Here is a 6,551-nt window from a genome sequence, read left to right as displayed (position 1 = left end):
ATCCAACTATTGAAACGAGCTTTGTAGATTATCAGCATTTTCTGACGTTGTCGGCGTCAACGCACGTGGTTTGCGAGCTTTCTACAGAGCCAACCGTAGCAACGGAGCGATCCGGTTACGCCGGCACACATCAAGGGACAGTCGCTTCTCAATCTAGGCAGCTAAGCGCGGCCACGGATGACCGCAGAGCTGAAAGAAATTGGTTTGGATGTCGATAGGAGGGCAAAGCTAAATTGCGATTGAAAGCGCTGGTCCATTTTACCATTTCGATCAATGGACGGCCCGGTTGCGCAATTCATCCGCGCCGTTCGATTGCGCGTGATGTTTGCTGCAACGTCTTTCCTGAGGCGCGCATAATTAGTTTTTGTGGGGCAGCTCGCCCTTTTTGATCACGCCGCGTTTTTCTTTGGTTTTGGCAACAAGGCATCCACTGACTTGCCCCAGCTGGATAGGTCATAGTTCCGCACGGCCTGCTGCATCGATGTCATGCGGTCGCGCCGTTCGGTTTCGGACATATCAAGCGCCTGTCCGATGGCCACATCCATCGACCGTGTGGAGAATGGATTGGTGGCAACTGCAGCGCTTAGTTCAACCGCTGCGCCGGCAAATTCGGACAAGACCAGTGCACCATCGCCATCAACGCGCGCAGCTATGAATTCCTTGGCGACAAGGTTCATCCCATCCGCTAGCGGTGTGATCCAGGCAACAGACGCGGCGCGGTAGTAAGCGACCAAGTCCTTAAAGGGGATCGCGCGCGATACAAGTGTGATAGGTTGCCAATCCAATGATCCAAATCGGCCATTGATCCGGCCTGCTGCTTCTTCAATCGAAGATTGAATTTCCCCATACGCGGCCATACCCCGGTTGGCGCTGACCGACACATGCATAAGTTGTATCGCCCCGCGCAATTCAGGGCGATCCTCAAGGATGCGTTCAAACGATTGCAACTGCTCAATGCCGCCCTTGGTATAGTCGGTACGACCCACTGAAAGAATAAGCTTTCGATCACCAAGATCGCCCAGCAATTCCTTTGCGCGTTCTTGTGTTGCCTCGTCTTGTGCCCGGCTTTCGATGTAATCAACGTCAACACCAACAGGCGCAACGCTAAGATAAACATCGCGGCTGGGTCCACCCAACACCGCCGGTACCCTGCGTTCGGTCAATGCGGTTCCTTCAGCGATCAGATCATCGGGCACCTTGGCGCGTTCTGTAATCTCGACGTCCATGAGACTTTGTACGACGGCAGCAAAGTTGGTCGCATAGCGCGGGATGTGAAATCCGACGCTGTCGCACTCCATCAGGCTTTCGATAATCTCGCGCCGCCACGGCAGTACGTTGAACATATCGGGTGCTGGGAAAGGCGTATGGTGGAAGAACGCGATCTTCACGTCCGGGCGCATCTGGCGCAGATATCCGGGAACCAGCCACAGGTTGTAGTCATGCACCCAAACAAGCGCGCCTTGGGCTGCTTCCGCCGCTGCAGCCTCGGCAAAGCGCCAGTTCACTTCACGAAAGTTAGGCCAATCAACTGGATCGTAGTTGTATCGGTCCTTAAAGCTGTGAAGGATTGGCCAGAATGCCTCTTTCGATGTCACATGATAGAACTCGTGCACCTGTTTCTGAGTTAACGGAAGGCGTGAGACAGAATAGTTGCCAAAGCTGTCTTCAACTTCGATTTGCCGTTCCCAACCGGGGTCATTGGCATCTTTGGCCAGTTTCCACGCGACCCATGCGCCATGGTCAACCTTGCCGAAAAAGCTCTTTAACGTTGGAACGATGCCGTTTGGACTTTTGTTTTCTCGAAGAACCGTTGTGCCGTTCTCTTCGACTTCTTCGTAAGGTTGGCGGTGGTAGACGATCACAAGATCGGAGGACATCAATAACTCCCTGGAGTTGGATGAAGGTCAAAGGCTGCGACAGCCTCAAGTATGCCCGCAGCACCTTCGCTGCGCGCGCGATGAATTTTGGAACTGTCAGGAAGCGCGTCGTAAAGAGCTTGTTCCGATCCACCGACAGCAACCGCATGCAGATCTGCAGTCAACATTGAAATATCATTCAATGTGTCACCCGCGGTCAGAATGCGTTCGTCTGAGATGCCGAGCGTCGCAATCAAACGGAGCAAGGTTGGACCCTTGGAAATACCTTTTGGAAGCACGTCCACAAATCGATTGTCTGAAACCAAAACGTCCACGCCCAAAGCTCTGACAGGATCAAGATGGGCGGCATCAAAGCCGTTGGGCGAAATATGGTAACTAAGGCGATACCGAAATGGCGTGTCCTGTAGTGTTAAGCCATCCACGGCGTCCATCAGCGCTTTGACCTGATCGGCCTTACCATCCCAAGCTTTGGCAATCGGCGCTTCAAGCTCGGGTACAGGTAGCACCATCCCGGGCGACTGAACCTGTGCGATCGTGGTGCCTACATCGGCAATCACGTAGTCCGGCATTGGAATGCCAAAAGAATCGCAATGGTCGTGGATAAATTCTGGATGTCTACCTGTCACGAAGATCAGACCAACCGTCGCACGATTGTCTTCGATCCAATTGTACAGCTCTTCTCGATCCTTTGCCGAACCACCAAGGAATGTCCCGTCCAGATCGGTGGCAAGGACAAAGGGCTTTTCACCAATGGCTGGTTGGATCGGTACATGAACAGTCATGTTGGGATCTCCTTGAATGCAGGTGTGGTGGAAAGCGGGGCTGGATGCGCAAAAGTCAACGACATCGCCCGTGGTTCGGACTCGATAGGTTCGGCCCAAAACCGTGCAAATGTTTCGGCGATTGGCAGGCCGTCATGCAAAATGCCACAGACAGTTTCGCAGATGGGCATTGGCACAGAAAGCTTGTGGGCAAGGTCTGTCACCGATTTGGCGTTTGCCTCGCCTTCGACAATTGTCCGCTTCCCGTCAAAACAGGCATCTCGTTCAAGACCACTTCCCAACTGAACGCCCAGCGACATATTGCGTGAGGTTGTGCTGGAACAGGTCAGGGTGAGATCGCCAATTCCGGACAAGCCGGTCACGGTTTCGCGGCGTCCGCCCAACGCTTCGGCCAAGGCTTTCATTTCGTCCAGGCCGCGCGTGATCAGGGCTGCGCGTGTGTTTTCGGCAAAGCCTGCGCCACGCATCATACCGCAAGCAATAGCAATCACATTTTTGACCGCGCCACCGATTTCTACACCAACCAGATCGTCCGACAGGTAGGTGCGAAAGGCTGGCGTGGCGAGGGTCATGGCCATACGCGCCGCCGCACTGTTTTCTGGGTCGAGCCGGTCAGGTTGATCAAACGAAAAGGCCAGTGTCGCGGCTGATGGGTGTCCTGCCGCAAGCTCAGTGGCAAAGGTTGGCCCAGATAACGCACCGACCGTATGTCCGGGCAATTCATCTTCGACAATCTGCGACATGAGGCACCCTGTGTCGGCCTCAATACCCTTTGCACACACAGTGATCGGTATTCCTGCAAGGATATAAGGACGCATGGCGCGTGCGACTGACCTGATGGCGTGCGATGGAACAACAATCATAACTGCATCGGCATCCCGCAACGCATCCTTAAGCTGGTGCGTTGCGGTGATTGACGGCGCAAGGATAATGTCCGGTAAATAATGCGCGTTCCGCGAGCTGCGATTGATGTGACCTGCCACTTCTTCATCACGCGCCCACAGCGAAACCTGTGTTCCGTCCTGAGCAATGACATGGGCAAGCGCCGTTCCGTAGGCACCTGCGCCAATGACGGCGAGGCGTTTGTACGGATGCGCCGACCGTGGAAAAGACTCGCCAAACTGCCGATCAATTCTCATGAGGCAACTTCTTCAGACAAGATATTCATAACATTCAAACGCGCGAACGGCGAAACAGTTCCATGCAGATGCAGAAAAATGCTGCAAGTGCGAAACTATTTCGCAGGCAACGCGTTAGCCTTTGGTAATTCAACAAATTTGAGGACTTTGCCGATGACCCTTCATGTGAGTACAGCGATCTTTCCCGTAGCCGGGCTGGGAACACGTTTCCTGCCAGCGACAAAGGCAACACCAAAAGAACTCCTGCCGGTTCTTGACACGCCCTTGATCCAATACGCTGTTGACGAAGCCCGCACAGCCGGCATCGAACGTATGGTATTTGTCAGCCACCCGTCAAAGCGAGCAATCGAACGGCACGTGATGGAAGATGCGCGGCTGACGCGTGAATTGGAAGCGCGTGGTAAGCAAGAAGTGGCGGATGCGCTATCCGATGCTGCACTGTGTCCGGTCGAAGATGACGTGCGGTTCGTCATGCAGACCGAACCAAAAGGACTGGGGCATGCAGTTTTGTGTGCAAAAGACCACGTGCTTGATGGGCCTGTCGCTGTCATCTTACCGGACGATCTGATCCTCGGCCCGGTCGGATGTCTGAGCGAGATGATCTCGGCCTATAACGCACGCAAGGTCGGCCACTTGGTCGCAACAATGGAAGTGTCAGAAGACCGGGTACATCGGTACGGAGTATTGTCCGTGACCGGCAAAGATGGCGCAATTGTCTTGGCCGATGGAATGGTAGAAAAACCCAAGCCGCAAGACGCCCCCTCACGACAAGCCGTTGTCGGTCGGTACATCCTGGATGAGACAATCTTTGATGCGCTGGATACCCAAAAGCCCGGTGCGGGTGGAGAAATCCAACTGACCGACGCAATTGCACGTGGTGCCTCGACACTTGGTCTGGGTGGTTTCCAGTTTTCAGGAACGCGGTTCGATTGTGGCTCAAAGGCAGGTATGCTCGAAGCGACTTTGGAGCTGGCAATGGACGATCCCGATTGTCTCGCTGTGCTCAAGGCACGGGGTCTGGTCGATGACACGGCATCGTTCGCAGCCTGACACTCAAACGTGTTCTGGTAAGTATATCGCTTACAGACCTTTTCCTTCTTCGTGCGCCATGATGTTATCCGCGCGCAGCCGGTGGGCTGAGAATGCTATGCGGGGAAGGTTCATTGAAAAAACGACAATTTTTGAAGTCTGGAAAAACTGTGTCCGAGATCGCCTTTGGATGCATGAGCTTTGGCGGCTTCTACGGAGCGACGACCGAAGCCGAGGCGCATTCGACACTCAGCGCTGCGTTGGATTTGGGGATCGACTGTCTTGATACGTCAAATGTCTACGGGCTTGGCGTTTCCGAAACGATGATCGGGACATTTATCAAAGGCGATACCTCCAAGTTCACAATCGCGACCAAGGCTGGCATTTGGCGTGACCCGCAACATGGCACCCGGGGGTTCAACAACACACCCGACCATCTGCGATCCGAGCTTGAGGGGTCATTAAAGCGTCTGGGCGTCGACAACGTCGATCTGTTTTACGTGCATCGCCGCGATCCCGAAGTCGCTATTGAGGATGTCATGGAAGCTCTTTTGACGCTCAAAACCGAAGGCAAAATCGGTGGGATCGGCTTTTCCGAAATCTCTCCGGCCTCGCTGCGCCGCGCGTCCGCTGTCGGGCCTGTGGATGCGGTTCAAAGCGAATACTCGCTCTGGTCGCGACAACCTGAGCTTGGCATGATTCAAGCCTGCCACGATTTGGGCGTGGTTCTGGTTGCTTTCTCCCCATTAGGCCGCGGTATGCTATCCAGCGTAACACCTGATCCGGCGACGTTCCTCGACCAAGACTTCCGCAAGAACAATCCGCGCTTCCTTGAGCCGAACTTCAGTTTCAACCGGGAATACGCCGAGAGGTTCAAAGCCTACGCCAGCGATCATGGAACAACGGCAACGGCGCTCGCTCTGGCATGGTGTTTGGCTCGCGGCGGTAACATCATTCCGATCCCAGGCACCCGCACGGCTCCGCACTTGGCCGAATGTGCTGCTGCATCCGATCTGACCCTGACTGCGGACATGATGGCGGAGATCGAACGAATCCTTCCCGTCGGCTGGGCGCATGGCGATCGTTATGCGAAAGCACAATGGAATGGCCCCGAGGGCTATTGTTAAGCGGTTGAACGCATCGACAAGACTAGGGCCGAACACATCCAAATTCGGCCTTTAACAAGATCATTCGTCAGGAGAACAGGATGCGGACCTACAAGATTGCGGCCATTCCCGCCGATGGTATTGGGCCAGAGGTGATCGAGGCAGGCATCGAAGTCCTGTCTGTACTGGCACAGCGCACAGGCGAGCTGCAGTTTGACGTGACCTCGTTTGATTGGGGATCGGAGTACTTCAAAAAGACTGGTGTCATGATGCCGGAGGAAGGGCTGGACCAGCTCAAACCGTTTGATGCTATCTACTTTGGTGCGGTCGGGGCGCCGGACGTTCCAGACCACATCACCCTGTGGGGATTACGTTTGCCAATTTGTCAGGGCTTTGATCAATACGCCAATGTCCGCCCCACCAAGATCATTCCAGGTGTCACCTCCCCTCTGCGCAGTGTCGATGTTGGCGATCTGGACTGGGTGATCGTGCGCGAGAATTCTGAAGGTGAATACTCTGGACATGGGGGCCGCGCGCACAAGGGTATGCCCGAGGAGGTTGGTACCGAAGTATCTATCTTCACCCGAGTCGGTGTGACCCGGATCATGCGCTATGCGT

Annotated in this window: 6 protein-coding genes; 3 read left to right on the top strand and 3 right to left on the bottom strand. The window is 54.7% G+C overall.

Annotated features, from left to right (window positions below; genetic code table 11):
- Window positions 1-389 precede the first annotated feature (389 nt).
- Genes ggpS through ACTG4M_RS16690 form a run of 3 tightly spaced genes read right to left on the bottom strand, consistent with a single transcriptional unit; the run spans window position 390 to window position 3,798 of the window.
- Window positions 390-1,877, bottom strand: coding sequence for a glucosylglycerol-phosphate synthase (gene ggpS / locus ACTG4M_RS16700; RefSeq protein ID WP_439124801.1), 1,488 nt, complete (start codon window positions 1,875-1,877; stop codon window positions 390-392).
- Complete coding sequence (locus ACTG4M_RS16695; RefSeq protein WP_439124800.1) at window positions 1,877-2,659, bottom strand: HAD-IIB family hydrolase; 783 nt, start codon at window positions 2,657-2,659, stop codon at window positions 1,877-1,879. Before ACTG4M_RS16695 ends, ggpS begins: the two co-directional genes overlap by 1 nt.
- Window positions 2,656-3,798: an NAD(P)H-dependent glycerol-3-phosphate dehydrogenase gene (locus ACTG4M_RS16690; RefSeq protein WP_439124799.1), complete on the bottom strand. Its 1,143-nt coding sequence runs from the start codon at window positions 3,796-3,798 to the stop codon at window positions 2,656-2,658. The genes ACTG4M_RS16695 and ACTG4M_RS16690 overlap by 4 nt, the downstream gene beginning before the upstream one ends.
- Window positions 3,799-3,951: 153 nt before the next feature.
- Between ACTG4M_RS16690 and ACTG4M_RS16685 the strand changes: the two genes are divergently transcribed.
- From ACTG4M_RS16685 to ACTG4M_RS16675, 3 genes are all read left to right on the top strand, one after another.
- Window positions 3,952-4,848, top strand: coding sequence for a UTP--glucose-1-phosphate uridylyltransferase (locus ACTG4M_RS16685; protein WP_439124798.1), 897 nt, complete (start codon window positions 3,952-3,954; stop codon window positions 4,846-4,848).
- Window positions 4,849-4,997: 149 nt separating this feature from the next.
- Window positions 4,998-5,954 (top strand): aldo/keto reductase, encoded by a 957-nt coding sequence (locus ACTG4M_RS16680; protein WP_439124797.1) that lies wholly within the window; start codon window positions 4,998-5,000, stop codon window positions 5,952-5,954.
- An 80-nt stretch (window positions 5,955-6,034) separates the two neighbouring features.
- The coding region (locus ACTG4M_RS16675) for an isocitrate/isopropylmalate family dehydrogenase (RefSeq protein ID WP_439124796.1) at window positions 6,035-6,551 on the top strand (517 nt) is incomplete at its 3' end.

The organism is Marivita sp. (assembly GCF_965656765.1).
Lineage (GTDB): Bacteria > Pseudomonadota > Alphaproteobacteria > Rhodobacterales > Rhodobacteraceae > Marivita.
Note: the sequence above shows the minus strand (reverse complement) of the source record. Positions and strands in the feature narration are given on the sequence as shown.